The 26,941-nt window shown below is 50.4% G+C and carries 24 protein-coding genes and 1 tRNA gene; 8 read left to right on the top strand and 17 right to left on the bottom strand.

Annotated elements, in window-relative coordinates:
• Positions 1–21 precede the first annotated feature (21 nt).
• From KU392_RS01980 to KU392_RS02015, 8 genes are all read right to left on the bottom strand, one after another.
• A complete protein-coding gene (locus tag KU392_RS01980; protein WP_169294041.1) occupies positions 22–507 on the bottom strand; it encodes a NuoB/complex I 20 kDa subunit family protein in 486 nt (161 codons plus the stop codon).
• A gap of 21 nt (positions 508–528) precedes the next feature.
• On the bottom strand, positions 529–888 hold the full coding sequence (locus KU392_RS01985; protein ID WP_169294040.1) for an NADH-quinone oxidoreductase subunit A: 360 nt from the start codon (positions 886–888) through the stop codon (positions 529–531).
• Positions 889–1,075: 187 nt separating this feature from the next.
• Positions 1,076–1,456, bottom strand: coding sequence for a porin (locus KU392_RS01990; protein ID WP_217734398.1), 381 nt, complete (start codon positions 1,454–1,456; stop codon positions 1,076–1,078).
• 382 nt (positions 1,457–1,838) lie between these two features.
• Positions 1,839–3,044, bottom strand: a complete 1,206-nt coding sequence (locus tag KU392_RS01995; protein ID WP_217734399.1) for a porin — start codon at positions 3,042–3,044, stop codon at positions 1,839–1,841.
• A 486-nt stretch (positions 3,045–3,530) separates the two neighbouring features.
• Entirely contained in the window at positions 3,531–4,415 is an 885-nt protein-coding gene (locus KU392_RS02000; protein WP_217734400.1) for a formylglycine-generating enzyme family protein, read from the bottom strand.
• A 186-nt stretch (positions 4,416–4,601) separates the two neighbouring features.
• On the bottom strand, positions 4,602–6,095 hold the full coding sequence (gene nirK, locus KU392_RS02005) for a copper-containing nitrite reductase (protein ID WP_217734401.1): 1,494 nt from the start codon (positions 6,093–6,095) through the stop codon (positions 4,602–4,604).
• Between the two features lie 583 nt (positions 6,096–6,678).
• Positions 6,679–8,034 carry an esterase-like activity of phytase family protein gene (locus tag KU392_RS02010; protein WP_343212392.1) on the bottom strand — a complete coding sequence of 452 codons (1,356 nt, stop codon included), beginning with the start codon at positions 8,032–8,034 and terminating at the stop codon, positions 6,679–6,681.
• A 317-nt stretch (positions 8,035–8,351) separates the two neighbouring features.
• Positions 8,352–8,428 (bottom strand) — tRNA-Arg (locus KU392_RS02015).
• 102 nt (positions 8,429–8,530) lie between these two features.
• On the opposite strand from KU392_RS02015, the gene KU392_RS02020 reads away from it, so the two are divergent.
• The 4 genes from KU392_RS02020 to KU392_RS02035 all read left to right on the top strand — a co-directional run bounded on the left by KU392_RS02020 (position 8,531) and on the right by KU392_RS02035 (position 11,825).
• Positions 8,531–9,154, top strand: coding sequence for an L-threonylcarbamoyladenylate synthase (locus tag KU392_RS02020; protein WP_217734402.1), 624 nt, complete (start codon positions 8,531–8,533; stop codon positions 9,152–9,154).
• 153 nt (positions 9,155–9,307) lie between these two features.
• The gene (dapA, locus tag KU392_RS02025; RefSeq protein ID WP_169294035.1) at positions 9,308–10,210 is read left to right on the top strand and encodes a 4-hydroxy-tetrahydrodipicolinate synthase; all 903 of its coding nucleotides are present in this window, start codon (positions 9,308–9,310) and stop codon (positions 10,208–10,210) included.
• A gap of 19 nt (positions 10,211–10,229) precedes the next feature.
• Positions 10,230–11,366, top strand: a complete 1,137-nt coding sequence (bamC, locus tag KU392_RS02030; protein WP_217734403.1) for an outer membrane protein assembly factor BamC — start codon at positions 10,230–10,232, stop codon at positions 11,364–11,366.
• Positions 11,367–11,450: 84 nt separating this feature from the next.
• On the top strand, positions 11,451–11,825 hold the full coding sequence (locus KU392_RS02035; protein ID WP_169294033.1) for a tautomerase family protein: 375 nt from the start codon (positions 11,451–11,453) through the stop codon (positions 11,823–11,825).
• Between the two features lie 172 nt (positions 11,826–11,997).
• Here KU392_RS02035 and KU392_RS02040 read toward each other — a convergent pair whose 3' ends face one another.
• Positions 11,998–12,306, bottom strand: coding sequence for a hypothetical protein (locus KU392_RS02040; protein ID WP_217734404.1), 309 nt, complete (start codon positions 12,304–12,306; stop codon positions 11,998–12,000).
• A complete protein-coding gene (locus tag KU392_RS02045; RefSeq protein ID WP_217734405.1) occupies positions 12,297–13,199 on the bottom strand; it encodes a LysR family transcriptional regulator in 903 nt (300 codons plus the stop codon). The genes KU392_RS02040 and KU392_RS02045 overlap by 10 nt, the downstream gene beginning before the upstream one ends.
• 190 nt (positions 13,200–13,389) lie before the next feature.
• Here KU392_RS02045 and KU392_RS02050 point away from each other — a divergent pair, with 190 nt between their 5' ends.
• From KU392_RS02050 to gdhA, 3 genes are all read left to right on the top strand, one after another.
• Complete coding sequence (locus KU392_RS02050; protein WP_217734406.1) at positions 13,390–16,947, top strand: indolepyruvate ferredoxin oxidoreductase family protein; 3,558 nt, start codon at positions 13,390–13,392, stop codon at positions 16,945–16,947.
• 154 nt (positions 16,948–17,101) lie between these two features.
• Complete coding sequence (locus KU392_RS02055; RefSeq protein WP_217734407.1) at positions 17,102–17,512, top strand: GlcG/HbpS family heme-binding protein; 411 nt, start codon at positions 17,102–17,104, stop codon at positions 17,510–17,512.
• A gap of 204 nt (positions 17,513–17,716) precedes the next feature.
• Positions 17,717–19,069 (top strand): NADP-specific glutamate dehydrogenase, encoded by a 1,353-nt coding sequence (gene gdhA / locus KU392_RS02060; RefSeq protein WP_217734408.1) that lies wholly within the window; start codon positions 17,717–17,719, stop codon positions 19,067–19,069.
• Between the two features lie 372 nt (positions 19,070–19,441).
• On the opposite strand, the gene pnp is transcribed toward gdhA, so the two are convergent.
• Positions 19,442–21,595: a polyribonucleotide nucleotidyltransferase gene (gene pnp / locus KU392_RS02065; RefSeq protein ID WP_169294029.1), complete on the bottom strand. Its 2,154-nt coding sequence runs from the start codon at positions 21,593–21,595 to the stop codon at positions 19,442–19,444.
• A gap of 155 nt (positions 21,596–21,750) precedes the next feature.
• Complete coding sequence (gene rpsO, locus KU392_RS02070) at positions 21,751–22,020, bottom strand: 30S ribosomal protein S15 (RefSeq protein ID WP_169294028.1); 270 nt, start codon at positions 22,018–22,020, stop codon at positions 21,751–21,753.
• Between the two features lie 202 nt (positions 22,021–22,222).
• Between rpsO and KU392_RS02075 the strand changes: the two genes are divergently transcribed.
• The gene (locus KU392_RS02075) at positions 22,223–22,741 is read left to right on the top strand and encodes a hypothetical protein (protein WP_169294027.1); all 519 of its coding nucleotides are present in this window, start codon (positions 22,223–22,225) and stop codon (positions 22,739–22,741) included.
• On the opposite strand, the gene pssA is transcribed toward KU392_RS02075, so the two are convergent.
• The 5 genes from pssA to KU392_RS02100 all read right to left on the bottom strand — a co-directional run bounded on the left by pssA (position 22,738) and on the right by KU392_RS02100 (position 26,913).
• Positions 22,738–23,502, bottom strand: a complete 765-nt coding sequence (pssA, locus tag KU392_RS02080) for a CDP-diacylglycerol--serine O-phosphatidyltransferase (protein WP_169294026.1) — start codon at positions 23,500–23,502, stop codon at positions 22,738–22,740. The genes KU392_RS02075 and pssA overlap by 4 nt on opposite strands.
• Before the next feature lie 9 nt (positions 23,503–23,511).
• Entirely contained in the window at positions 23,512–24,165 is a 654-nt protein-coding gene (locus KU392_RS02085) for a phosphatidylserine decarboxylase (RefSeq protein WP_217734409.1), read from the bottom strand.
• Between the two features lie 175 nt (positions 24,166–24,340).
• Positions 24,341–25,543, bottom strand: coding sequence for a 3-oxoadipyl-CoA thiolase (gene pcaF, locus KU392_RS02090; protein WP_169294024.1), 1,203 nt, complete (start codon positions 25,541–25,543; stop codon positions 24,341–24,343).
• 40 nt (positions 25,544–25,583) lie between these two features.
• On the bottom strand, positions 25,584–26,219 hold the full coding sequence (locus KU392_RS02095) for a 3-oxoacid CoA-transferase subunit B (protein WP_169294023.1): 636 nt from the start codon (positions 26,217–26,219) through the stop codon (positions 25,584–25,586).
• A 13-nt stretch (positions 26,220–26,232) separates the two neighbouring features.
• Positions 26,233–26,913, bottom strand: a complete 681-nt coding sequence (locus KU392_RS02100) for a 3-oxoacid CoA-transferase subunit A (protein ID WP_169294022.1) — start codon at positions 26,911–26,913, stop codon at positions 26,233–26,235.
• Positions 26,914–26,941: the final 28 nt, after the last annotated feature.

Below are 26,941 nucleotides of genomic sequence, written 5' to 3' on the forward strand. Positions count from 1 at the left end.
GAACCTTAGCTTGCCAACATCTTACGCTTCACGCGCAATGGTGTTGGTATGGCGGATTTTATTCTGCAATTGCAACATACCGTAGATGAGGGCCTCGGCTGTTGGCGGACAGCCCGGCACGTAGATATCAACCGGCACAATACGATCGCAGCCCCGAACGACCGAGTAGGAATAGTGGTAATAACCACCACCATTGGCACAGGAGCCCATGGAAACAACCCAGCGGGGCTCGGCCATTTGATCATAAACTTTACGCAGAGGGGCCGCCATTTTATTGCAAAGGGTACCGGCCACGATCATGACGTCGGATTGACGGGGACTGGGGCGAAAAATGATACCGAACTGGTCAAGGTCATACCGTGCAGCACCAGCGTGCATCATTTCAACCGCACAGCAGGCCAGCCCGAAAGTGGCTGGCCACATGGAACCGGTTTTGGCCCAATTGATGACGGCATCTGCACTGGTAACCAGAAAGCCCTGTTTATTTAATACATTTTGATCAGACATAGTTTTTACACACCACTTGGATTAATCCCAGTCAAGTGCACCCTTTTTCCATTCATAAACAAAACCGGCAGTGAGGACTGCCAGGAACACAATGACGGTCCAGAAACCAACCAGGCCGACATGCCCGTTGGCAATAGCCCATGGGAAAAGATAGGCGATTTCAAGATCGAACAGAATAAACAGGATGGCGACAAGATAGTAACGCACGTCAAATTTCATGCGGGCATCTTCGAAGGCCTCAAATCCGCACTCGTAGGGTGAGTTTTTTTCAGGGTCTGGCCGGTTGGGGCCCAGAAAACGCCCCGCTAGCAACAGAAATGAACCCAAACCACCCGCAACGAGAATAAACAGCAACACTGGAAAATATTCAGCTAAATTCATGTTACGCAGCCACCTAAATTGAAAACTTGATTAAATTTCTTAAACCTTCTGATTGTAGCATTTCATGGGCAGGATGAAACCCAAAGTATTAGGGAAAACGACATATTTCCTGTTTTTTCGTGTTTATAAAGAATATTTGCAAAACTACTTGACAGGGCAAGTAGTTTTTATTACTTGTCATTTTTAGCTACCCACCAATACCAATAACGCGGGTACCCCTGTCACGGCCACGGCGGCCGGTAGCAATATCAACATCTTCTTCCAGCTCAAAAAAGATGCGGTTGCCACCACCTATTTCATGGGATCCGCGCAGACCTATTTTACTGTCATTTTTCAGACCACTGGCAATGCCGCTGTTTTGGGAACGGATAGAGAACGGGGTGGATTGGCCGGTGTCGGGATGAGTGAAGTGGCCTTGGGTTTTGCTGAAGTGATAGCGGTAACCGCCATCAAGGGTGCCGTAAAGCTGGAGACCTGTGGCGTGAGCTGAGACGGGAAAGATGAAGAGAGTGAGCAGGTAGCCAGCCTGGCGCAGGGTATGCTTTAGAGTGGGTATGGTAGAAGCCATGGTGAAAATTCCTGTTTCATGCAATGGGGAATACCTGCAGGCAGGTGAACATAAGCGTTTACATTGTTCTGCTTGTCTTGCTTTACTTTAATTTTAGCACGGTGCGGTCAGTGCAGCCTCCTTTGCTCCGATGCCCCTGCGGGCCGAAGTCGCCGCAGGAGACTACACTGGCCACACCTTTTGCCTGTTTTTAGAAGGTACGGATAGGCCTGTTTTTTGTAGCAAGCTCCATTTTTGAAACCAACACGACATACTAGAAAAATCAAAAGCCAATTTAGAACTTAAGCAAGAAGCCTTAAAAACCAAGCGCCCATAAAAAAACCACCTGCATAAACAGGTGGTTTTTTAGCTTTTCAATTACACGGCTAAGCCATGCGATTGATTAGAAGCGGTGTTGCAAGCCCAGAACAACTTCTGTTGATTTCAGTTTAGCTTGGCCATCGAAAAGTGTTTCGTTGACTTTCAGCTTAGACTGACCATAAGAAGCAACTGCGTAAACGCTGGTGCGCTTGGACAGGCTGTGCAGGTAACCCAAGTTGAAGATGTGGCTGGTGATTTTGCCATCAAACTCTTCTTTGTTTTTGATGTTGTTACCTGTGTAAGAGAAATATACTTTACCAGCTTCGGTTACAGGAGCTGATAAGCCCAGCAACCATGATTTTTGACGATAGCCATCACCAACCAAGTCACTACCAAAACTTGCGAATTGAGGATCTGCAGGCAGAGCAATATCGCCAGCCAAACCAATTCCACCGATCGCGCCATCATTTTGCTGACCATACATCAAGTGCAGCTTAACAATGTCGAAATCGTAGGCAAAGCCCAAGTTCCATACTTTAACTTTAGTATCTACGTTAGCAAGTGGTGTTCGTGAATCTGTTTCTTTGTTACGCAGGTAGTCGAAAGAAGCTCCTACTTGGATAGGGCCGTTATTGTAACCAAGACCAAAAGTGAAACCGTTAGATTTATCTTCTGTTTCATAGTCAGTACCGTAAGTATCGTTACGATATGTTTTTTTATTGTTATCACCAGTCCAACCCAGACCCAACTGGAAGCCTGAGAAGTTAGGAGTTACATATTTAACAACATTGTCATAACGGGCAGAAACACTACCACCAAAGGCCGAACCAACAGCAGCCTGACCCCAGCCGGTACCGAATGGATCGATAGGAGCAACGAAGTCGTCAGCCGCGTTGTACTGGCGACCTAAAGTCAATGTACCCCAGCTTTCACCTGTCAAACCAACAATAGCTTTACGACCGAACAGGCGATCCCTGTTACCATCTCTTTGAGCTTGTGTACCGTTACCCAGATCGAAACCGCTTTCCAGTTGGAAAATGGCGCTGGTGCCATTACCCAGATCTTCTGTACCTTTCAGACCCCAACGGTTACCGTTTTTAACACCGTTTTTGAATTCGAAACCACGGTTTTTGAATGAACCGCTACCGAAATCGCCACTCCATGTGGTTTTTTGAGTATTGTAACCAACACCACCGTCGACCAGGCCGTACAGTGTTACTGATGTTTCTGCGTGAGCTGCGCTAGCAAAGCCAGCAACTAGAGCTGCAGTTAGCAAAGTCTTTTTCATTTGTTAAATCTCCGTAGATTTTGAGTGATCAGAGCAGCGATCAAGACATTATGTTCTACCGCTCTATAAAACTCCGCGAAGGGAAGTTGTAGTTATTGCACCAAATTTTTGACTTTCTGGCTACCAACTTCTTCATAAAAACCCTTTTTTGTGGCTTTTATGTTGGTACCGAGCAACAAACCTGATACAACAGACCGATTATCAAGCAAGCCATTTTCCCTTCGAAACTGTTAAGCTCACCCAACCAAACACTTTAAGACATACGTCTAAAACCGCATGAATCTTTACTGTACTGCCGATTGGACAGCACCGCAATTGTTAATACACAATATCTCTTCTACAGCCCTGCCTCACTACGTAGTACGCATTTTTCATGTTGTTAAAATATAACATATATGTTGTTTTAATACAAAACCGCCCGACAATGCGAGCGGCGAATGCAACAGGCAGGCTTGTAAACGGCTGAATACCGTAGCGGATTCGGCCCTACGGGTTTGCGGCCCCGTCCATGGCACACCTGAAGCCTAATGTGTCCAGCGTGAATGGCGCTTTCAGGCTGGACCTGAAACCATAGCGCATGAAGGCGGCGTAGTCGCTGGGGTCTGCCACCCCTTCGGCGCCTGCGCCACAAAACGCCCCAAGGTCAAGGGTAACGGTACGGCCATCCACCTCTACATTTTCAACGTTTGAGGTTTGCAGTTTGCTGGATACGGTAGCGTTGAAGTCCTGGGTCCATTCCCAGATAAGTCCATGCATGTCATAAATGCCCCAGTAATTGGGTTTGTCCTGTTTAATGGCGGGCAAGCTGGCGGTGGCGGGTTTGGCGTACCAGTTCAGGATTTTCTGGGTGAAGTCTTTGTCTTTGGTGGCATCCACCCTGGTTTCAGAGGCGCGCGCGGCGTATTCCCATTCGGCAATGGTGGGCAGGCGCTTGCCCTGGGCCTTGCAGTAGGCCTGGGCTGCAAACCAGGAAACATTGCTAACCGGGCTTTGGGCATCAATGGTTTTAGGCATCCACTGGTCATTTTCCTTTAACCAATGCTTTAAATAACCTTCTTCAGCAAACATTTTCTGGATTTTATCGGGCGACCATTGCGGGTGCTGCCTGATGAATTCGGCAAATTCCAGGTTGGTCACGGGTGTCGTATCTATTCTGAATGCCCTGACCCATTCCAAAGGGCTGGCCTGGCTGGAATACAAAGGCCGATATTCACCCTGTGGCAAGCTGGCCATTTCAACCGCCTGCACTGGCATGGTAATGGCAGACAGAACGGCAGCGATACCGGCCAAAACCGGTTTACTGGCACGATTCTTTTTGCCACGTATGGCAGATGCATGTTGGGAAGCCTGCTGGCAATGGGAGGTTGTCATAGCTCGCTCTTTAGGTAGAAAAACAAAACACTGCCTTCAATGCACGGGCACCGAAGGCAGTGTGTACGGATTGGGGAATAGGACACTTATTCATTAGCCCATAAATACTGCTTTATAAGCTCGCACCTATATTTATATATAGACGCCTTCATGCCCTATTCCTGCCTTGCATGCACAATAGCATGCTTAGTGCGCGCCGGGTACTGCCTGTACAGGTGCCGCCTTACGTTGCGCTGCCACGTCTTCGGGCGAAATTTCACCACCTTTATTACCCCAGCTGTTCAATACATAGGTAACTACGTTAGCCACATCATTATCGCTAAGCAACATGGCGGGCATCACACTATTCCACTTGTTGCCATTAACGGTAATTTCACCAGACAAACCGTGCACAATGACGTTCGCAGCCCTTTTGTGATCAGCATTCAGGTAATCAGATGCCGCCAGCGGAGGGAAGGCACCGGAAATACCCACACCACCGGCCTGGTGACATGCCTGGCAGTTGGCTTCATAAACACGCTGACCAAACTTGATTTTTTCTTCCAGGTTCTGGGCAACGGCCGGGGTGGGTGCCGCACCGGTATCAACCGACTGAATGGCAGAGCCTTCAGGCAGATACACCGCATCCATTTGTTTGCCGGAATAGATTTCCTTGTTTTCAGCACCGCTTACTTTGATATTACCCAAAGCACCTTTATTGAAGGCACGGAAAATGGAGTGATCAACCATGACCAGGTCACCGGGCACGTCTACCTTGAATTCAACCATGGTGGCACCACCGGCCGGAACCAGGGTTGTCTGGATATGCTCATTCACCAGTTTGCCACCCTCAACATAAACTTTGTCGAAGATCTCACCAATCACGTGGAAAGAAGATACCAGGTTGGGACCACCGTTACCCACAAAAAGACGAACGTTTTCACCCACTTCCGCTTTCAGGGCATTTTCACCGGCCAAGGCACCCACTGAACCGTTAAAGACCACATAATCGGCATTTTCTTCAATGGCTTTTTTCATGTCGAAAGGTTGCAGGCCGGGTTCACCATAACCACCTTTGGTGTAGAAGTCACCTTGCATGACGTAGTATTCGCGATCCACTTTAGGCAAACCTTCTTTAGGCTCAACCAGAATCAAACCGTACATGCCGTTGGCAATATGCATACCTACGGGCGAAGTGGCACAGTGGTACACATACAGGCCGGGGTTCAGGGTTTTGAAACTGAATACAGAGGTATGTCCGGGCGCTGTCAAAGACGAAGCGGCACCACCACCTGGGCCAGTGACGGCGTGCAAGTCAATATTGTGTGGCATTTTTGAGCTGGGGTGGTTGGACAGATGAAACTCAACGGTATCACCCTCACGCACGCGCAGGAACGTTCCTGGTACGGTGCTGTCAAATGTCCAGTACATGTAATCTACGCCATCAGCCATTTTCATGACTTTTTCAACGGTTTCCATTTCAACCACCACACGCGCCGGATGCTTGCGGGTAATTGGAGGCGGCACCATTGGGGGCGCTACACGCACCGCCTTTTCAATGGGCAATTTTTTGATGGCCTCGGAGGCGGGCTGCTCTAAAGCAACGTTAGCAACATTGCCCTCTTTAGCCATCACGGCGCCAGACACCAAACCCATGCTCAAGGCCATAGAGACGGCGGCAACCAATTTATTCACTTTCATAGACTTCTCCTGGATAAAAAATAAAATTTCCGGGTATTGCCCTGGTGAATAATTTCCCGTTATTCATGTTCGGGCATCCGTTAATGGAAATTCTACGGGTTAAACCTGATCAACTTCTGATTTAAATCAAACAACCGCCCTAAAAGATATATTTTAGATATACCTTTTAAAAACTTCTTGATCTGTGTTGATTTTGAAAATGCTTTACTGATTAATGCTGTGTTGTTTTAGATACAAAATTTTCAAATGCAATAAAAAAACTTATGCAAAATCCGGGCTTAACCCTGTCTCTGATATTATTAAAATTTGTAAAAATTAAAAAAACGCCTAAGTCTTTGATTAAAAAGATAAATTATTGAATAACAAGAAATTCAGCTGTTTTTAAGATGTGTTAACAAGATGATATAGATTGTGGGCAAAAAAAGCCATGTTTTACCTATTAAAAACCCACAAACCACAAACTGAAACATAATGACCGAAAAAATCAAAAAACGATACATTAAAAAGGCCAGGTTTTCACCTGGCCCTTAACGGCAAACGCGGGGCTTGACTGCCTGATGCCTGCCTGTTACCAGGCCAGCACTTATTTGGCTTGCAACAGTTCTTTTACATTAAGCAAAATCAATTCGTTATCATCTTGCTGGTTAGGCTCGCGGCTTGAAGAATATGGGTAGTTATTATCATTACCCACCACGATACGCTCACCATCAATCACATCCACGTCTTCAATGGTAAAGAACGGAAACTGAAACACACCGTTGGTCAGGGGCTTGCGCGCAACCTTATTGGGGTCCTGAATGTTCAGCAAATCAATATAGGCAATTTTACGCACGTCCTTGCCGGCGGTTTCCGGGCTGAACTCAACTTTATAGACACGCTTGAACTTGGGCAAGTCTGCAAAGCATTTGCTGGTGTCTTCACCCTCTTTACAGGCCTTGTCGGGCGTACCCTCGCCATTGTCACGCTCAATAATAAGGGCGGTGGTGGCATCAATCATGTTGAAGTCGCCAATTGCGTGGTGGCTGGCTTCCAACGGGTAAAACCATGAACGGCCCGTCCATTTTTCTGCACCCACATCAAATTCAAGTACGCGCAATGCGGTTTTATCGCCGGACTTTTCCCAGTCTTTGGTGTTTTCATCCCAAATCGGACCTTCCATCAGCGGATACAGGAATTTGCCATCCACCGAGGCGGCCATGCCCTCATAGCCTTTGGATCGCTTCAGGTTAACGGTTTTGTAGGTTTCACCGGGTGCGCCGGGCGTTGCAACCAGATAGTTGTCCGGAGACTGGATTTTTTTGCCATCCACTTCAGTTTCATACACGGCCAGTACTTTACCGGTTTTATCGGCCTTGATCAGGAAGGGACCAAACTCTTCGCCAAACCAGATATTGTCACCAATGATTTGCATGCTTTCCAGATCAAAATCTGAACCGGTCAGGTAACGCTCTTTGGTATCTTCATGAACGATACGGAAAGGCACTTTCTTGTCGGGATCACTCAGGAACACCGTTTGCAAATGCTTGAACTCGCCGGTTTTCCAGTCGATCGTGTACTGGTTGGCGTACAGCATGGAGTCAAGCGAGTTGGCTTTGTTGCCAAAGCCGTTGTCAGTCACAATCCAGACACTGCCATCGTCCATGACCTGAATACCCGAATGGCCCTGCAAAGGCTGGCCCTTGAATGGCACTTTATGGCCCGTCTCGCGTCCATTGGATTTACCCATGAGACTGCCCAGCTCCTCAACACGGGCACGGGTGGTATATTTTCCGGCCACTTTCAGGTCCTGGGGTGCGTTATCGGGGGCCTGGATCACACTGTTGGCTGGCAAAATGGCATGGCCTTCCAGTACGGCGGGCATTTCCTGCTGCGCATGGGCAGAAAAAGAAATAGCGCTTAATACCAGGCTTAATATAGATAAACGAAATGGCTTCTTCACAATAATTCCTTTGAGTTATTTACAAGGTACGGGAAGGATAGCCAAGCTTTATGACTGGTGTATGAAATTAAAGAAATGTGAGATACGCTTGCTTCAGGCTACGTTTATGCCACACATTGGCGAAACCAGTAAGCATTCGCATGAACAGCTGGCGTGAAAATGGCCATGATTGCTGAAAAAAACCGGCATATACAAAGCAGGCCCGATTCGGCATAATGCAGATTATGAAATTATGATTGCGTGAAACTGAAGAACGGGCATGTTGGCAATATGCCCCATGACGTATTGGGTGTATTGAATAGCGCAGGCGTATTGAATGGCGCCTCCGGCGAGAATCGAACTCACAACCCCCCGCTTAGAAGGCGGGTGCTCTATCCAGTTGAGCTACGGAGACAACACAAGCCCGCTATTCTAACCCGAGTAAATAATATTTGCATTAATTAGCTACAATAACCCATAATTTTATCACTGATAATTCCAACCAAGAGGGTCTGACATGGCAATTTTATTTGATGTTCATCCACAAAACCCGCAAACCCGCCTGCTGAAACAGGCCGCACAAATGATTAACGATGGTGGGCTTATCGCGGTGCCCACCGATTCCAGCTACGCCATCCTGGCCCGCCTTGACGACAAGGATGCCGCCGCACATTTGCGACGCATTCGCGGCCTTGACGAGCGCCATCACCTTACCCTGCTCTGCCGTGACCTGGCCGAAATCGGGCATTTTGCAAAGGTCGACAACCAGCAATACCGCCTGTTAAAAGCAGCCACCCCAGGCCCCTGGACATTTATCCTGGAAGCCACCAAAGACGTGCCACGCCGGGTATCCCACCCCTCACGCAAAACCATTGGCATTCGCGTGCCCGACCACCCCATTACCCTGGCCCTGATCGAGGCGGTCGGCTCTCCCCTGCTTTCCACCACTTTTATTCCCAAGGACGAGACCGAACCACTGAATGATCCGGAAGAAATCATGGCCCATTACGGCCACGAACTGGCGGGCGTGATTGACAGCGGCAGCTGCCCTGGCACCCCCACTACCGTGATCGACCTGTCATCAGGCACACCAGAAGTGATCCGTCAAGGCTCCGGCAACCCCGCCAGCCTGGGCCTGTAAACACACACATGCCGGTAAAAACCCCGGCAAATGCTTTGTTTATGCTTTTTTTCAACAGTTTTCCCAATCATATCGTTTATTTCTATTAAACTATTCGCGAAAAAGCGTTATGCTTAGCGGTTTGTATTTATCCCTGTTCAGGACTTTTTAATTATGACGGTCGACAGTTCTTCATATCCCATTTTTACAGGCAGTATTCCTGCATTAGTTACACCCATGTTGCCCAACGGCAAGATTGACTATGAAGCCTACAAGAAGCTGATCGACTGGCATGTACAGGAAGGTTCCGACGGACTGGTTGTAGTGGGTACCTCGGGCGAATCACCCACGGTGGATTTTGATGAACATACCGAGCTTATCCGTGTTGCCGTTGAACACGCCGCCGGTCGTATCCCGATTATTGCCGGTGTCGGTGCCAATGCAACCGATGAAGCCATTTACCTGACCCAACAGGCCAAAAAAGTAGGTGCACAGGCCGGTCTTTCGGTTGTGCCCTACTATAACAAGCCTTCACAGGAAGGACTGTTCCTGCACTTTAGTGCCATTGCACAGGAAGGTGGGTTACCCATCATTCTGTACAACGTACCCGGTCGCACTGTTGCCGACCTGAGCAACGACACCATTCTGCGTTTGGCCAATGTACAAAACATTATCGGCATCAAAGATGCCACTGGCGACATTGCGCGTGGCGCCCTGCTGCTGGCCAACAAGCCCGATCACTTCCAGGTTTTCAGTGGTGATGATCCAACCGCCGCCGCCCTTATTTTGCTGGGCGCCAATGGTAATATTTCGGTCACTGCCAATGTCACCCCAAAACTCATGCACGAGCTGTGCGTTGCCGCCCGCCAGGGTGATGTACCCACAACACGGGCCCTCAATGCCAAACTGGCTCAATTGAGCAAAGTACTCTTCATTGAAGCCAACCCCATTCCCGTTAAATGGGCGGTTGCCCAGCTTGGTTTGTCACAATTGGGCTATCGTCTCCCCCTGTGCGGGCTCAGTGAACAAAACAAGATTCCGGTTACCCAAGCCCTTGAAAGCCTGGGCCTTATTTAAATATCAAGGATCAAGATTTATGCGCATCAATGCACGCCATCTTACAGCATCGGGTTTAATTGCAGCCGCAACCCTGCTTGCCGGATGTAACGCCGTTTCTGAAATCATGGGAGATGGAGAACAGGTTGACTACAAAAGCACCGTTCGCGGAGACCCGTTAAGTATTCCACCCGATCTGTCCAGTACCGATATCAAGCCACAATACACGGCACCCGGTGGAGTCGCTTCTGCCAGTGCCTATAACCAGTCCGTGGCTGCCGCCAACGCGGCCAATGCCAGGGGCGCCAACGTGCTGCCAACCATTGATGGCATCGAAGTACGTCGCAACGGAGACCTGCGCTGGCTGGAAATCAACCAGGACCCTAACATTGTCTATCCAAAACTGGTGGCTTTCTGGACCGATGAAGGCTTCACCATTAACCGTGACAACCCCAAGGCCGGTATCATTGAAACCGACTGGGCTGAAAACCGTGCCAAGATTCCCGGCAACTTCCTGCGTCGCGCCCTGGGCTCCATTGTAGACATGGTATCGGACAGCGGCGAGCGTGAGCGTTTTCATACCCGTCTTGAACGCGTAAATGGTAAAACAGAGGTATACATTAGCCATGAACGTATGGTGGAAACTCAAATGGACCGCGATGGCACCGAATTCAAATGGTTGCCCGCCAATGAAGACCCGGGTCTGAACGCCGCCATGATGTCCCGCCTGATGGTTTATCTGGGCGCAGACAAAGCCAGGGCCGAACAGCAAATCAGACAGTCCGCAGCCGCGGCACCTGCAGTCAGCCAACCCAGGATCGCCAGTTTAGTTGAAGGTTCCGCTGCCTTGTCGGTCAACGAACCGCAAGACCTGGCATGGCGTCGGGTAGGCAATGCGCTGTCGGCTTCGGGCTTCAAAATTGAAGACTCAAATGCCACAAATGGCACTTACGTTATCCGTTATCTGGACACCGACACCGGTGAAAAGCGTCAGGCAGCCAATTTCATTAGCCGTTTATGGGGTGATAAAGGCAACCTGACCCCGCTGCCTTACACCATTGAAGTCAACAGTCAGGGTGCCCAATCATTGGTGACCGTACGTGACCAAAACGGAAATCCCGACAACAGCAATACGGCACGCCGTATCCTGACAGTGATTGCCCAAAAAATAAATTAATCTGTTTGCAACAGGTTTTACTGCTTTCCCCTTGCCAGCCAAGGGGAATTTTTTGCCTAACACCAAAGGAACCAAAGGAAAATCATGCCATTTATTCACGCACAAATTCTTGCCGGTCACAGCACGGAACAAAAACAGGCACTCTTGAAAAACGCCAACAAGGCGGTACAGGAAAGCATTGGCGCCCCCGAGGCCAGCATCCGCATTACCCTTCAGGAGTTCCAACCCCATGAGGTCATGGTTGCCGGCCAGGAAGGCAAAGCCTTTGCCACCATTCAGGTACACCTGATTGAAGGCCGTACCGAAGCATTGAAAGCCGCCCTGATTGCCGCCTTAAGCCAGGCAGCCAGTGTAAGCCTGGGGATTTCCCAAGAAGATGTCCGGGTAATGGCCATTGATGTACCCAAAGAAAACATGGGTGTGGCCGGTGGCATTAGCGCCAAAGCGGCAGGCCGGTAATATTTGCTCCCACGCTGGAGCATGGGAGCAAGTAGCAGTTCAGAGCGTGGGAGCAAGTAAATGGCCATTGATGTACCCAAAGAAAACATTACTCGTTCCCACGCTCCCGCGTGGTAACGCCTGTATCCTGCTCACCCTCTTCCCGCTTAACGCCTGTACCCTGCTCACCCTCTTACTCGTTCCCACGCTCCCGCGTGGTAACGCCTGTCTCCTGATCCCTCTCTTCCCGCTTAACGCCTGTACCCTGCTCACCCTCTTCCTGCTTTTCCGCATTCAGCCGGTACAGGCTCACGCTCATGGCCAATAAAAATGAAACAAAAATGGCCACCATACCAGCGACCAGGAAATTATCCAGCACAAACCAAAGCGGCAGCCACAACAGCAATGCCACGCCCATAGGCGCACTGCCCATGGCAAACAACAGCTTTCCCAGCCTGCTTTTCAATGTTTTCAACTTACTTTTGAACTTGACTAATGACATGCGTACACCAAAAAATGTTTAAAAGCCTGTGCCGTTTCGCATAAAGGCACTGATTTGTGCCAGAACATGCCCACCTCCATCACAGGCACTCCATCTTCAATAGGCACGGCATTAATTCTTTTCCCCTCAAGGGACCAGGGCCTGTACACCATTTCCGACAGAATCGTGACCCCCAGCCCCTGTGCCACAAACCCACGCACGGCCTCCATGGAACGGGTTTTCAGCACCACATTGGGCTCAAGCTGGTGCCGGCGCCAGAACCTCAGGCCGGACTCTTGGGCATTATCCACCAGAATCAGGATATAAGGGTATGGGGCAATTTCCTGTAGTGTAACCGAAGCCCGCATACCCAGTGGGTGCGACGGGGAAACCCAGAGTTTACGCGCTGAACGTAACAAAACCTGATGTTCGAACCGGCCAATATCCTTAAGATTGGAGGTCAAACCCACCGCCATATCTATATCACCATTCAACACCGCCTGCTCCATCTGGGCCAATTCCATATCAATCAGATCAAACTGTATGCCAGGGTTGGCTTTTTTAAATCGCAGCACCAATTCAGGCAAAAAATAACCCAATACGGTATAGGAAGCGGCTACCCGCAACACCCCCGAAACTCCGTTGTTTTGCTGACCGGGCCGATGCAGGGCCTCATCAAATGCATCCAGCACAAACCGTACATGGCGATAAAAATCATGTCCTGCGGCCGTTAAGGCAACGCCATGCTGCAAGCGCTCAAACAGCGTTACTTTCAGGTGAGCTTCAAGGCTTAGCACCGCACTCGTAATGGCCGATTGTGAGACGTGCTCTTCGGCCGCCGCCATGGAAAACCGCCCCGTACGGGCCGCTGCCGCAAAATACCGGAATTGCCGGATAGTAACCTGTTTGGACATTTGTTTTTCAGATACCTGTTAATGATTTTTTTAATTTTACGATACCCGGTAAAAAAGATAAACTTTAGCTGAAACCTCAGCACAATTCGCTTTTTACCTCCACAAGGGGTATTGTATGTATAAGCATACAAGGCGTTTTTGGCTGATCACTATAGAAATAATTCACAGACAAAGATTCTGGAGACAAAAAATGAATGCCCCCCTATCCAAAGCGGCTCAAGCGGCACTTGATTCCATTACCCTGGATGACAAATATACCCTTGAAAAAGGCCGGGTTTACATGAGCGGAACCCAGGCACTGGTCAGACTCCCCATGCTTCAAAAAAGCCGGGACATGAAAGCCGGACTGAATACCGGCGGTTTTATCTCGGGCTACCGGGGCTCTCCGCTGGGCAATGTGGATTTATCCCTGTGGAAAGCCCAAAAGTACCTGGATAAAAACGATATTGTGTTTCAGCCCGGTGTCAATGAGGAACTGGCAGCCACCTCTATCTGGGGCTCGCAACAGCTGAACCTTTTCCCCGATGCAAAAAAACAGGGCGTCTTTGCCATGTGGTATGGCAAGGGGCCAGGCCTTGACCGTTCCATGGACGTTTTCAAGCATGCCAACAATGCGGGCACGTCGCAATACGGCGGGGTCTTGCTCATTGCCGGCGATGACCACGCTGCCAAGTCTTCGACCGTTGCCTACCAGTCAGAACACGATTTGCAGGCGGCCGGCATACCTGTCCTGTACCCGTCCAATGTGCAGGAATACCTTGATTTTGGTCTTCACGGCTGGGCCATGAGCCGCTATTCAGGCCTATGGGTCAGCCTGAAATGCGTCACCGATGTGATTGAATCCAGCTCCTCGGTAGAGATAGATCCGGACCGCATCCAGACTGTTATTCCCAATGATTTTGAAATGCCACCCGGGGGCCTGAATATCCGCTGGCCCGACACGCCCCTGGAGCAGGAAGCACGCCTGAACAATTACAAGTGGTATGCCGCCCTGGCCTATGTACGAGCCAACAAGCTGGACAAAATAGTGATTGATTCGCCCAATGCCCGCTTTGGCATCATGACGGCGGGCAAAGCCTACCTGGACGTGCGCCAGGCCCTGTTTGACCTGGGTCTGGATGAACAAACCTGTACCCGGATTGGCATTCGCCTGTACAAGGTAGGCTGTGTGTGGCCCCTTGAAGCACAGGGAGCACGAAATTTTGCCCAGGGGCTGGACGAAATCCTGGTGGTGGAAGAAAAGCGCCAGATTATGGAATACGCCCTGAAAGAAGAGTTGTATAACTGGCGCGATGACGTGCGCCCCGATGTATACGGCAAATTTGACGCGCGCGATGACGGGGGTGGAGAGTGGTCGGTGCCACGTGGCAACTGGCTGCTGCCCCCCAATCATGAGCTGTCTCCGTCGATTATTGCCAAGGCGATTGCCAAGCGCCTGGCCAAACACCCCTTGCCCGAAGAGGTTCAGGCTCGCATCAAGGCCCGTATTGCCGTGATCGAAGCCAAGGAAAAAGAAAACCAGCGCCTATCGGTGGTGGTGGAACGCAAGCCCTGGTTCTGCTCGGGCTGCCCGCACAACACCTCTACCCGGGTGCCCGAAGGTTCCCGTGCCGTGGCCGGCATTGGCTGCCATTACATGACCATCTGGATGGATCGCGACACGAACACCTTCTCGCAAATGGGAGGAGAAGGCGTGGCCTGGATCGGGCAAAAAGCCTTTACCGACACCAAACACATTTTTGCCAACCTGGGTGACGGCACGTATTTTCATTCGGGGATTCTGGCCATTCGCGCTGCTATTGCGGCCAAGGCCAACATTACCTATAAAATCCTGTATAACGATGCGGTGGCCATGACCGGCGGCCAGCCCATAGACGGCACCTTGACCGTGCCACAAATAAACGACCAGCTGGTGGCTGAAGGCATTACGCGGGTAGTGATCGTAACTGATGAGCCTGAAAAATACAAAGGCGCAGTCATGCAAAAAAACCCCGGCGTTTACCACCGGGACCAATTGGACGAAGTGCAAATTGAACTGCGTGACACCATTGGCACCACGGCGCTGATTTATGACCAGACCTGCGCGACCGAAAAACGCCGCCGCCGCAAACGCAACACCTACCCCGACCCGGCCCGACGTGTTTTCATTAATGAAGCGGTTTGCGAGGGCTGTGGCGATTGCAGCGTACAATCCAACTGCCTTTCCGTAGAGCCGCATGACACCCCCATGGGTACCAAGCGACGCATCAACCAGTCCAGCTGCAACAAGGACTTTTCCTGCCTGAAAGGCTTCTGCCCCAGCTTTGTAACGGCTGAGGGCGCCCAGGTACGCAAGCCGGCCGTCAACGTCAGCAATGTGGAAAAGAAAGAAGGCGGCATTCCCCTGCCTGCCGAATGCCGTCTTGAACGCCCCTGGAATATCCTGGTACCCGGCGTGGGTGGCACTGGCGTAGTCACCATTGGTGCACTGCTGGGCATGGCAGCCCATATTGAAGGCAAAGGCGTCAACGTGCTGGACGTAACCGGTCTGGCACAAAAAGGCGGTGCCGTGGTCAGCCATATCCAGATTGGCAACCACCCTTCCGACCTGCATGCCACCCGCATTGGCATGGGCGAGGCCGACCTGATCATTGCCTGTGATGCGATTGTGGCCGCATCCAAGGACATCACCTCCAAAACACGTAGTGGTGTAACTTTTGCTGCCGTCAACAGCGCCAAATCCCCCACGGCCGAAATGTTCAAGGATCCGAAATGGCGCTATCCCAGCGCAGCCACCGCCCATGAATTGACAGAGATTCTGGGCCCGGATCATTGTGAATTCCTGGATGCCAACGGATACGCCGTGATGCTGCTGGGTGATGCCATTTTTGCCAACCCCTTGTTAATGGGCTATGCCTGGCAAAAAGGTAAAATCCCGCTTAAGCTGGAAAGCATCCTGCGGGCCATAGAACTGAATGGCGTTGCCGTCCAGAAAAACCTGGATGCCTTCGAATGGGGTTGCTACCTGGCCCACCACGGCACCGCTTCACTGCCACTTAACGGGCAGCAACGCCAGGAAACCGGAGTTTTGGTGAACATGCCCGAAAGCCTGGACAAGCTGATTGCCCGCCTTGAAACCCATCTGACCCATTACCAGAACAAAAAATATGCCCGCCGTTTTACCGAAGCGGTAAGCCATATCCGCAAACTGGAACAGGGTCTGGGGGTGGGTTCGCAACAACTGACCGAAGCGGTGGCACGCAACCTGGCCAAACTCATGAGCTACAAGGATGAATATGAAGTGGCCCGGCTGTATGCCGACCCCGCTTTCCTGAACCAGTTACGCCATGAGTTTGAAGGCGAGCCCGGCAAGGACTACCAGCTGAACTTTCATCTGGCCCCGCCCTCATTCAGCAAGAAAGACAAGCATGGCCACCTGATCAAGAAAAAATACGGCCCATGGATGATGAAGGCCTTTGGCTTGCTGCAACACTTCAAGGGCTTGCGTGGCACAGGACTGGACCCGTTTGGAAAAACCGAAGAACGCAAAATGGAGCGGCAGTTAATTGAAGACTACCTGGACATGCTGCGCAACTTTGGTTCAAGCCTGAACGAAAACAACCTGGATATCGCCATTGCCCTGGCCCGCCTGCCCGATGATATTCGTGGTTATGGGCATATTAAAGAAAACAATATGCGCAAGGTGGCTGCCAAAAAAGAGCGATTGCTGAAAGATTATGAAGCGGCATCGCTAAGCAAGGTGGCATAAAAACGGCTTTACCGGAAAAATCCATATTTCCGGTAAAGCACTTATAATGCACTGAGATGTCTGGCTCTTGCCAAAGTCCAGTCGCCCTCAATCCGAAAGCCTGCCAGTCATCCACACACAGGCAGGTTTTCCCTGTTTAACACAAAGGACAACCATGAAAACAAAACCTGTACTTGAGCACGCTGACGTCAAAAAAATATTGGCTGCCGCCGTTGCCCATGCCCAAAAAAACAATTGGCCGGTCACCATTGCGATTGTGGATGATGGCGGACATTTGCTGGGTCTTGAACGCCTGGACGGTGCTGCGCCCATTTCAGCGCATATTGCCCCCGCCAAGGCAAAAACGGCGGCACTGGGTCGCCGTGAGTCCAAGGGTTACGAAGAAGTCATCAATCATGGCCGTTATGCCTTTTTATCGGTTCCCGTGCTGGAAGGCATGCTTGAGGGTGGCGTTCCAATCGTTATTAACGGTGCATTTATCGGTGCCGTCGGTGTTTCGGGCGTAAAATCCGATGAGGATGCGCAAATTGCCAGGGCTGGTATAAATGCCCTAGTACAACCCTGAATAATGTCCTGACGCATCCACCTTGATAAAAAGTCTTATTTTTACGTTCGATAAGGCTCTATTTTGCGTTAAAACAACCCGCATAAAAAAAATGTTTTTTTTTCATTATCGCGGTGCACAATTATTTACCATGTCCTGTCATTTTTTTTTATAATAAAAAAACAAAATTTAATTATTCATAAAAACCTACATAACACCGCAACCATGTCTTATTTTGAACAAACTTTAACAAAACTGCAAAAATCCAGTCCCGGCCAGCCCGAATTTTACCAGGCCGTCCAGGAAGTATTGGAATCCCTTGAACCCCTGTTTGCGAAAGAAAAAAAATATCTTGAGCACAACATTATTGAACGCATCATCGAACCCGAGCGTCAAATCATGTTCCGGGTCGCCTGGATCGACGACCAGGGCAAGGTCCAGGTCAACAAGGGTTATCGCATAGAATTCAATTCAGCCATTGGTCCTTACAAAGGTGGTTTGCGGTTTCACCCCAGCGTTTCCAGTGGCATCATCAAATTCCTGGGTTTCGAGCAAATTTTCAAGAACTCCTTAACCGGACTGGCGATTGGTGGCGGCAAGGGGGGTAGCGATTTTGACCCGAAAGGCAAGTCCAATAACGAAATCATGCGCTTCTGCCAGTCGTTCATTAACGAGCTGTATCGTCACATTGGCCCCACCACCGACGTTCCTGCCGGCGATATTGGCGTTGGCGGTCGTGAAATCGGTTATATGTTTGGCCAGTACAAACGGCTTACCGGTCGCTATGAAGGTGTTTTAACCGGCAAGAAAATTCCCTGGGGCGGTTCATTGGCCCGTACCGAAGCAACCGGCTACGGTACCGTATATTTTGCCCAAAACATGCTAACCAACAACGGTCAGGCCCTTGAAGGCAAAACCTGCGTAGTATCGGGCGCCGGTAACGTTGCCATCTACACGATCGAAAAACTGTACCAGAACGGTGCCCTGCCCGTTACCTGCAGCGATTCACGCGGCTTTATTTACCACAAGTCAGGCATAAATCTTGAAACACTCAAACAGCTTAAAGAGGTTGAAAGCGCCTGCCTGTCCAAATATGCCCAAATTCACAACGATGCGGTGTACACCCCGGTTTCCAGCTATCCTGCCGGCCGCAATGCGGTCTGGTCGGTTCCCTGCGATCTGGCCTTCCCTTGCGCAACCCAGAACGAATTGAACCAGGCCGATGCCCATGAGTTGCTTAAAAACGGTTGCATCCTGGTGGCTGAAGGCGCCAATATGCCCTCTACCCCCGAGGCCGTAGAGGCATTCCTGAATGCAAAAATCATGTATGCGCCCGGCAAGGCAGCAAACGCCGGCGGTGTGGCCACCAGCCAGCTTGAAATGGCCCAAAATGCCAGCATGATCCAATGGAGCTTTGAAGAGGTGGATGTTCGCCTGAAAACCATCATGAAAAACATCTACCTGACTGCTTCAGAAACCGCCCAGGAATTTGGCCAGCCCCACAACCTGGTGCTGGGTGCCAACATTGCCGGTTTCCGCAAAGTGGCAGATGCCATGATTGACCAAGGCGTTGTTTAAGAGCTGCACTGCCACAGTTCCCACGCTGGAGCATGGGAACCAGCAAAGAGCGGTACTGTCCCCCCGTTCCCACGCTGGAGCATGGGAACAAGCAATGCTCTGAACCACTCGTTCCCACGCTCCCGCGTGGTAACGAGTAGCACAGAACCTGGCTGTCATTAAGCCTTGGATAAAAAAAACGCTATCTTTCGGGATAGCGTTTTTTTATTGACTGCTGCCTGGACGTTCCCACGCGGGAGCGTGGGAACCAGAAATAACGCTATCTTTCAGGATAGCGTTTTTTTATTGACAATTTTTGCCTGGGTGTTTCCCACGCGGGAGCATGGGAACAAGCAACTCGCGTGGCAACGGGCAATAGCTCATTAAAGGTGATTACTCACCATCAGCCGGGGTTTCTGTAGGCTGAACAGAGCCTTCCAGGCCTTCCAGACCACCCAGGGCCTTGGCGGACAGACGCAGACGACCACGATCATCGGCTTCAATCACTTTAACTTTAACTTTCTGGCCAACGGCAAGCACATCGTTGATATTGGCAATGCGGTAATTGGCAATTTCAGAAATGTGCAGCAAGCCATCGCGACCCGGCAGAATCTGTACAATACCGCCAAAATCCAGCAAGCGCTGAACCGTACCGTCATACACCTGACCCACTTCGACCACAGCAGTCAATTCAGCGATACGACGCTCGGCCTCTTTGGCTTTTTCAAGATCAGCGCTGGAAATGACCACATCACCTTCATCACTGATATCAATATGGCAGCCCGTTTCTTCAGTCAGGGCACGAATGGTCGCACCACCCTTGCCAATCACGTCACGGATTTTATCGGGATTGATTTTCATGGTCAGCATGCGAGGCGCAAAGCTGGACAGTTCGGTACGTGAACCGGTAAGCGCTTCGTTCATTTTGCCCAGAATATGCAAGCGGCCTTCACGGGCCTGCGCCAAGGCAACCTGCATGATTTCCTTGGTAATGCCCTGGATTTTGATATCCATTTGCAAGGCGGTAATACCTTTTTCCGTACCGGCTACTTTGAAATCCATATCACCAAGGTGATCTTCATCACCCAGGATATCGGTAAGAACGGCAAACTTGCCACCGTCCTTGATCAGACCCATGGCAACACCGGCCACGTGATCTTGTACAGGCACACCTGCATCCATCATGGCCAATGAGCCACCACAAACGGAAGCCATGGATGAAGAACCGTTGGATTCGGTAATTTCAGAAACCACGCGAATGGTGTACTGGAAGTCTTCGTGTTTAGGCAAAGTGGCAACCAGTGCACGTTTGGCCAAGCGACCGTGACCGATTTCACGGCGTTTGGGAGAACCGAAACGGCCGGTTTCACCGGTGGCAAACGGAGGCATATTGTAATGCAACATGAAACGGTCGCGGTACTCGCCCATGACCGAGTCGATAATTTGCTCATCTTGTTTGGTACCCAATGTAGCCACCACCAGAGCCTGTGTTTCACCGCGGGTGAACAAGGCACTGCCGTGGGTACGGGGCAAGACACCCAGACGGATACTGATTGGGCGCACGGTGCGGGTATCACGACCATCGATACGAGGTTCGCCATTCAGGATTTGACCACGAACCAGGGCTGCTTCCAGGTCAAACATGATATTTTCAACCGCAACGGTATCAGGCGCTTCTTCATTGCGCTCGGCAGCCTGATCAATTAAGGTCTGCTTGACGCTGGCATACACTTCTTTCAGTTTTTCGGAACGCTCTTGTTTCTGACGAATTTGATAAGCGGCTTTCAGACCATTGGTAGCCAATGCGGTAACTGCGGCAATAAGCGGCTCGTTCTTGGGAGCAGGTTCCCAATCCCACTCAGGCTTGCCTGCTTCCTCAACCAATTCGTGAATGGCATTGATAGCCACCTGCATTTGCTCGTGACCAAACACCACGCCACCGAGCATGATTTCTTCACTTAATTGCCGGGCTTCTGACTCAACCATCAATACGGCCGATTCGGTACCGGCAACCACCAGATCCATCTTGGAGTCCTGGAGCTGGGAAACGGTTGGGCTTAACACGTACTGCTCATTGATATAGGCAACACGGGCCGCACCGATAGGACCATTGAACGGGATACCGGAAATAGACAAGGCAGCCGATGCACCAATCATGGCAACAATATCGGGATCAATTTCAGGATCTACGGACAGGACATGGATGATAACCTGAACGTCATTATAGAAACCTTCAGGGAACAAGGGACGCAGTGGGCGGTCGATCAGGCGGGATGTCAGGGTTTCTTTTTCTGAGGGTTTGCCTTCACGCTTGAAGAAACCACCGGGAATGCGACCGGCTGAATAGGTTTTTTCTACATAATCAACCGTTAGGGGGAAAAAGTCCTGGCCTGCTTTAGCCTGTTTGGCTGCCACAACGGTGGCCAGCACAACGGTATCGCCCATGGATGCAACAACGGCACCCGAGGATTGACGGGCGATCTCACCCGTTTCCAGAACAACAGTATGGGCACCATACTGAAATGACTTGGTCACTTTATTAAACATTTGTATTCCTTACAATAATTATTTGCCCGTTCACCACAAAAATGCACCATGATCCCATGCATTTAAATTTGGCAAATAAACAACAATAAAAAAACCGTGCACAGTACCAAAATAGTACTGTGCACGGTTTTATCCTTGGGCAAAAACCCCAAAAATCACTTACGCAGACCGAGTTTTTCGATAAGAGCGCGGTAAGAATCAGGGTTACGGCCTTTCAGGTAATCGAGCATTTTGCGGCGGCGGCTAACCATGCGCAGCAAACCGCGACGTGAGTGATGGTCTTTCATGTGTGTTTTGAAGTGACCGGTCAACTCATTGATGCGTGCAGTCAACAAAGCAACCTGAACTTCAGGAGACCCTGTGTCGCCTGCCTTACGGGCAAATTCTGAAACGATTTCTGATTTTTTGATATCTGATACTGACATAATAGTTCCTCTGGGACATGCGGTAACACTGAGGGGCATTACCGTGAATTACCATTAAAAATTAAATAAAATATAACAATGCCTGTGCGATAAAGGTATCATCAATACCAGTTTCATACACCTGCAAGAGCTAAGTAGAGCATTATAACTGATTCCACCAAATAATGCCCAATTTATCTTCGGCAACAAAAAGGAAATCAAAATGTTTACTCTGTCACAACAAAAGTGGATTAAACCAACCCTGCTGGCCTGCTCCCTGCTGGCACTTTCGGCCTGCACCACTTATCGGGACATCCCGCCCAACAGCCCCCTTGGCCTGGTCGAAAACCAGCTGGGTTTACCCAATTACCGCTGTACCCTGCCTGATGGCCGTCAAAGACTGGTCTGGAGCCAGCAGCCTATGGGACAATACGCCTATGGTGCCAATGTCAACCAGGATGGCCTGATAGACAAACTCCAGTCCTTGCTGACCGATGCGCATTTCAAGCGACTTAACGAAGGTCGCTGGACACCCGCTGATGTCGCCTGTGAATTTGGCCCACCCGCTGAAATAGACCGGACTGGCCTGGGTGAAAAAAATGAAGTCGTCTGGACTTACCGCTACAAACAAAGCAATGTCTGGAATTCAGTCATGTATGTTTATTTCGGACGCGATGGCGAGGCTGTGACCCATTACCATTCAGGCCCCGATCCCCGCTATGAGCGCTGGTTCTACGATTAAACGGGCGGATCATCGGGGTTATGACGGCTGTCGTAACGCTGGCGGATTTTACGCCAGCGCACATACCAAATGCCCCAACCTGACAAACCATAAATGACAAACAGCCCAAACAGTACAATCGGAGGATCAGCCGACACAACGGCAAAAACCAATACAACCGCCAGCATAATGGTGGCCGGTGACAGTTTTTTCTCGAGAGTCATTGACTTGCCACTGAAAAATGGCGCATTCGACACCATGGTAATACCGGTATAAGTGGTAATTGCAAAAGCAATCCAGGCCTGGAACTCGTAGTTGGGAATTTTATTATCCACGGAAAGCCAGACAAATCCGGCCACCAGGGCGGCTGCCGATGGGCTGGGCAAACCCTGGAAAAAACGACTGTCCACCACCGCGATATTGGTATTGAAACGGGCCAGTCGAATAGCTGCTCCAGCCACATAAATAAAAGCGGCAATCCAGCCCCAACGGCCAATATCCTGCAGCAGGTACTCATACATCACCAAGGCGGGCGCCACCCCAAAAGAAACAATATCTGACATGGAGTCATATTGCTCGCCAAAGGACGACTGCGTATTGGTCATCCTGGCCACCCGGCCATCCATGGCATCAAGCACCATGGCGGCAAAAATGGCAATGGCCGCCACCTCAAACTGGCCATTCATGGCCTGCACAATGGCATAAAACCCGGCAAACAAATTGGCGGTGGTAAAAGCATTAGGCAGGAGGTAAACACTGCGACGGCGTTGGAGATCATTCATGATGTTTTACTATTCAGCAGGTAAATCGGCCAGGGCCGTGCTGGTGGCACTGACTTTATCACCAATAACAACTCTTGGACGGGAGCCCAAAGGCAGATAAACGTCTACCCGGGAGCCAAAACGGATAAAACCGTAACGCTGGCCACGCTTGAGCTCATCACCCTGTTTTGCATAACATAAAATACGCTTGGCAACCAGACCGGCCACCTGCACAGCGGTAACGGTGCGTCCGTCGGGCGTTTCAAGCACCATGGCGTTACGTTCGTTTTCCAGCGAGGCCTTATCGAGGGCGGCATTAAAAAACCTGCCTGAAAAATACTGGACTTTTTTAACCGTACCATCAACAGGAGAGCGGTTGGAATGCACATTGAAGACATTCATGAAAACACTGATTTTGATGGCATCGCGCTGCGCATAAATATCATACACCTCTTCAACCGCCACAATGCGCCCATCGGCCGGTGACAACACCAAATTGTCCCCCTCCGGAGCGACCCGCTGTGGATCACGGAAAAACTGCAAGACAAACAGGGCAATAATCCAGAACGGAATGGAAACGGCAAAAGACCAGAGCGAAACGATCAGAGCGGCGACAATGGAAATTGCCAGAAAGGGCCAACCCTCTTTGGCAATTATGGGATGAGGGTAATGAGGTTTATTCATTCGATTTTTCAAGCAAGGCAAATAATAATAATTGCCCATTGTAATAAAAATAAATGCTTCGCGTACAAACAAAAAACCCAAGCCCGTATATAACAGGATTGGGTTTCTTGATTATTGAACCATTGTATTGACAGCCCCACTGCCCAGAAAGGAAAACAGGGCTGCCAGACAAGCATTAAACGCGTTCGATAATAACGGCAGCACCCTGGCCAACACCAATACACATGGTGCACAAGGCATAACGGCCACCAGTGCGTTGCAGCTGATACATGGCAGTGGTTACCAGGCGGGCACCTGATGCACCCAAGGGGTGACCCAGGGCAATGGCGCCACCATTGGGGTTCACGTGCTCGGCATCATCGGCCAGGCCCAGGTCACGGGTAACGGCCAATGCCTGTGCGGCAAATGCTTCGTTCAACTCGATCACATCCATTTGATCAAGCGTCAAACCTGCTTTGTCCAATACCTTGCGAATGGCAGGTGCAGGACCAAAACCCATGATGCGTGGCGCAACACCGGCGGTTGCCATGGCAACCACACGTGCCTTGGGGGTCAGGCCGTATTTCTTGACGGCTTCATCAGAAGCCAGCAACACGGCACATGAACCGTCGTTAACACCCGAGGCGTTACCGGCAGTCACTGACCCCCCCTGACGAACCACACCTTTCAGTTTGGCCAGTGTTTCGGCTGTGGTGGCACGTGGGTGCTCATCGGTGTCAAAAATTTTAGGATCGGCTTTTTTCTGGGGAATGGAAACCGGGATGATTTCTTCCTTGAAAACACCTTCTGCAATCGCACGCGCGGCACGTTGCTGGCTGCGAAGGGCGAAAGCGTCCTGGTCTTCGCGGGAAACCTTGAAATCATCAGCGACGTTTTCAGCGGTTTCAGGCATGGAGTCAATGCCGTACTGCTCTTTCATTTTAGGATTGACAAAACGCCAGCCAATAGTGGTGTCTTCAATTTTGGCAGTCCGTGAAAAAGCGGTTTCGGCCTTACCCATGACGAATGGAGCACGTGACATGCTTTCAACACCACCGGCAATCATCAGGTCAACTTCACCGGATTTGATCGCACGGGCAGCGGTACCAATCGCATCAAGACTGGATGCGCACAAACGGTTCAGGGTGGCACCGGGCACTTCAACCGGCAGACCGGCCAGCAAACCGGCCATACGGGCCACGTTACGGTTATCTTCACCCGCCTGGTTGGCACAACCGTAAATAATATCGTCCAGTTCGGCCCAGTTGATGGAAGGATTACGCTCTACCAGCGCCTTGATGGGCAAGGCAGCCAGGTCATCGGTACGAACGGTAGACAAACTGCCGGCGTAACGGCCGATAGGAGTACGAACGGCATCACAAATATATGCATTAGTCATTTTACTGCTTTCCAGAAAAAGATAAAAAAATTAAAAACGATTAGAAAATGAGTTTCGCACCTGTGCGAGCCTGCAAGTCCTCATCACTGATATCCACCAGCTTTTCAATAACCTTGACACCCTCGGGGGTAATCTCAAGCACGGCGATATCGGTATAAATACGGCTGACCACACCCAGGCCGGTAACAGGCAAGGTACATTTTTCAAGAATTTTGGGAGAACCGTCTTTGGAGTTGTGCTCCATCAGGATATACACTTTCTTGGCACCTACGGCCAGATCCATGGCACCACCGACTGCCGGAGGCTCACCGGGACGACCCAGCGACCAGTTGGCCAGGTCACCATTGGCGGCAACCTGCATGCCACCCATGATACATAAATCAAGGTGACCGCCACGCATGATGGCGAAAGAATCCACGTGATGGAAGAAAGAGCCGCCTGTTAGCAGGGTTACCGGCTGTTTACCGGCGTTGATCAACTCAAAATCCTCTTCCCCTTCAGGCGGGGTTGGGCCCATTCCCAGAATACCGTTTTCGCTATGCAGCAACACTTCATCTTCAGGGTTAAGGTAATTGGCCACCAGGACGGGAATACCAATTCCCAGGTTTACATAGCTGCCAGGAGGAATATCTTTTGCCAGGCGTTCAGCCATTTGCTCGCGTGTGAACTTTTCCATTTTATTGTTTTCCTTAGCTAGAGATATGAGGATTTTCAACCTGAACCACGCGGTTCACGAAAATGCCCGGTGTAATGATATGCTCGGGATCCAGTTCACCCAGTTCAACAATTTGCTTAACCTGAACAATGGTGGTTTTGGCCGCCTGACACATGACCGGACCAAAATTGCGTGCTGCCTTGCGGTACACCAGGTTACCCCAGCGGTCACCCTTTTCAGCCAGAACGAATGCAAAATCACCATGAATGGGATACTCAAACACATAGTGCTGACCATTGATTTCGCGGGTTTCCTTGCCTTTGGCCAAATCGGTACCGTAGCTGGTACGGGTATAGAAACCACCTAAACCGGCACCGGCTGCGTGCAGACGCTCGGCAATCGTACCTTGTGGCACACACTCGAGCTCGATCTTACCGGCCTTGTATTTCTCATTGAAAACATTCGAATTGGATGACTTCGGAAATGAACAGATGATTTTGCGAACGCGATCTGCCTTAATCAGGGCTGCCAGACCGGTCTCAAAGTTACCCGCATTGTTATTGACAACCGTCAGATCACGGGCACCCTGGTCAATAAGGGCGTGAATCAATTCGGTCGGATGACCGGCACCGCCGAAACCGCCAATCAGGACGGTAGCGCCGTCAAATACGTCCGCGACAGCTTCTTCAACGCTGCCACAAATTTTATTTATCATATCTAAAGCCTTAAGTTTACGACTAATG

The sequence above is a fragment of the Advenella alkanexedens genome, assembly GCF_019132845.1.
Classification (GTDB): Bacteria; Pseudomonadota; Gammaproteobacteria; order Burkholderiales; family Burkholderiaceae_B; genus Advenella; species Advenella alkanexedens.

What these genes read in the sequence shown, in the direction of transcription:
- KU392_RS01980 (WP_169294041.1), bottom strand. Translation starts at nt 507, where the DNA reads ATGTCTGATCAAAATGTATTAAATAAACAGGGCTTTCTGGTTACCAGT.
- KU392_RS01985 (WP_169294040.1), bottom strand. Translation starts at nt 888, where the DNA reads ATGAATTTAGCTGAATATTTTCCAGTGTTGCTGTTTATTCTCGTTGCG.
- KU392_RS01990 (WP_217734398.1), bottom strand. Translation starts at nt 1,456, where the DNA reads ATGGCTTCTACCATACCCACTCTAAAGCATACCCTGCGCCAGGCTGGC.
- KU392_RS01995 (WP_217734399.1), bottom strand. Translation starts at nt 3,044, where the DNA reads ATGAAAAAGACTTTGCTAACTGCAGCTCTAGTTGCTGGCTTTGCTAGC.
- KU392_RS02000 (WP_217734400.1), bottom strand. Translation starts at nt 4,415, where the DNA reads ATGACAACCTCCCATTGCCAGCAGGCTTCCCAACATGCATCTGCCATA.
- nirK (WP_217734401.1), bottom strand. Translation starts at nt 6,095, where the DNA reads ATGAAAGTGAATAAATTGGTTGCCGCCGTCTCTATGGCCTTGAGCATG.
- KU392_RS02020 (WP_217734402.1), top strand. Translation starts at nt 8,531, where the DNA reads ATGGCAATTTTATTTGATGTTCATCCACAAAACCCGCAAACCCGCCTG.
- dapA (WP_169294035.1), top strand. Translation starts at nt 9,308, where the DNA reads ATGACGGTCGACAGTTCTTCATATCCCATTTTTACAGGCAGTATTCCT.
- bamC (WP_217734403.1), top strand. Translation starts at nt 10,230, where the DNA reads ATGCGCATCAATGCACGCCATCTTACAGCATCGGGTTTAATTGCAGCC.
- KU392_RS02035 (WP_169294033.1), top strand. Translation starts at nt 11,451, where the DNA reads ATGCCATTTATTCACGCACAAATTCTTGCCGGTCACAGCACGGAACAA.
- KU392_RS02040 (WP_217734404.1), bottom strand. Translation starts at nt 12,306, where the DNA reads ATGTCATTAGTCAAGTTCAAAAGTAAGTTGAAAACATTGAAAAGCAGG.
- KU392_RS02045 (WP_217734405.1), bottom strand. Translation starts at nt 13,199, where the DNA reads ATGTCCAAACAGGTTACTATCCGGCAATTCCGGTATTTTGCGGCAGCG.
- KU392_RS02050 (WP_217734406.1), top strand. Translation starts at nt 13,390, where the DNA reads ATGAATGCCCCCCTATCCAAAGCGGCTCAAGCGGCACTTGATTCCATT.
- KU392_RS02055 (WP_217734407.1), top strand. Translation starts at nt 17,102, where the DNA reads ATGAAAACAAAACCTGTACTTGAGCACGCTGACGTCAAAAAAATATTG.
- gdhA (WP_217734408.1), top strand. Translation starts at nt 17,717, where the DNA reads ATGTCTTATTTTGAACAAACTTTAACAAAACTGCAAAAATCCAGTCCC.
- pnp (WP_169294029.1), bottom strand. Translation starts at nt 21,595, where the DNA reads ATGTTTAATAAAGTGACCAAGTCATTTCAGTATGGTGCCCATACTGTT.
- rpsO (WP_169294028.1), bottom strand. Translation starts at nt 22,020, where the DNA reads ATGTCAGTATCAGATATCAAAAAATCAGAAATCGTTTCAGAATTTGCC.
- KU392_RS02075 (WP_169294027.1), top strand. Translation starts at nt 22,223, where the DNA reads ATGTTTACTCTGTCACAACAAAAGTGGATTAAACCAACCCTGCTGGCC.
- pssA (WP_169294026.1), bottom strand. Translation starts at nt 23,502, where the DNA reads ATGAATGATCTCCAACGCCGTCGCAGTGTTTACCTCCTGCCTAATGCT.
- KU392_RS02085 (WP_217734409.1), bottom strand. Translation starts at nt 24,165, where the DNA reads ATGAATAAACCTCATTACCCTCATCCCATAATTGCCAAAGAGGGTTGG.
- pcaF (WP_169294024.1), bottom strand. Translation starts at nt 25,543, where the DNA reads ATGACTAATGCATATATTTGTGATGCCGTTCGTACTCCTATCGGCCGT.
- KU392_RS02095 (WP_169294023.1), bottom strand. Translation starts at nt 26,219, where the DNA reads ATGGAAAAGTTCACACGCGAGCAAATGGCTGAACGCCTGGCAAAAGAT.
- KU392_RS02100 (WP_169294022.1), bottom strand. Translation starts at nt 26,913, where the DNA reads ATGATAAATAAAATTTGTGGCAGCGTTGAAGAAGCTGTCGCGGACGTA.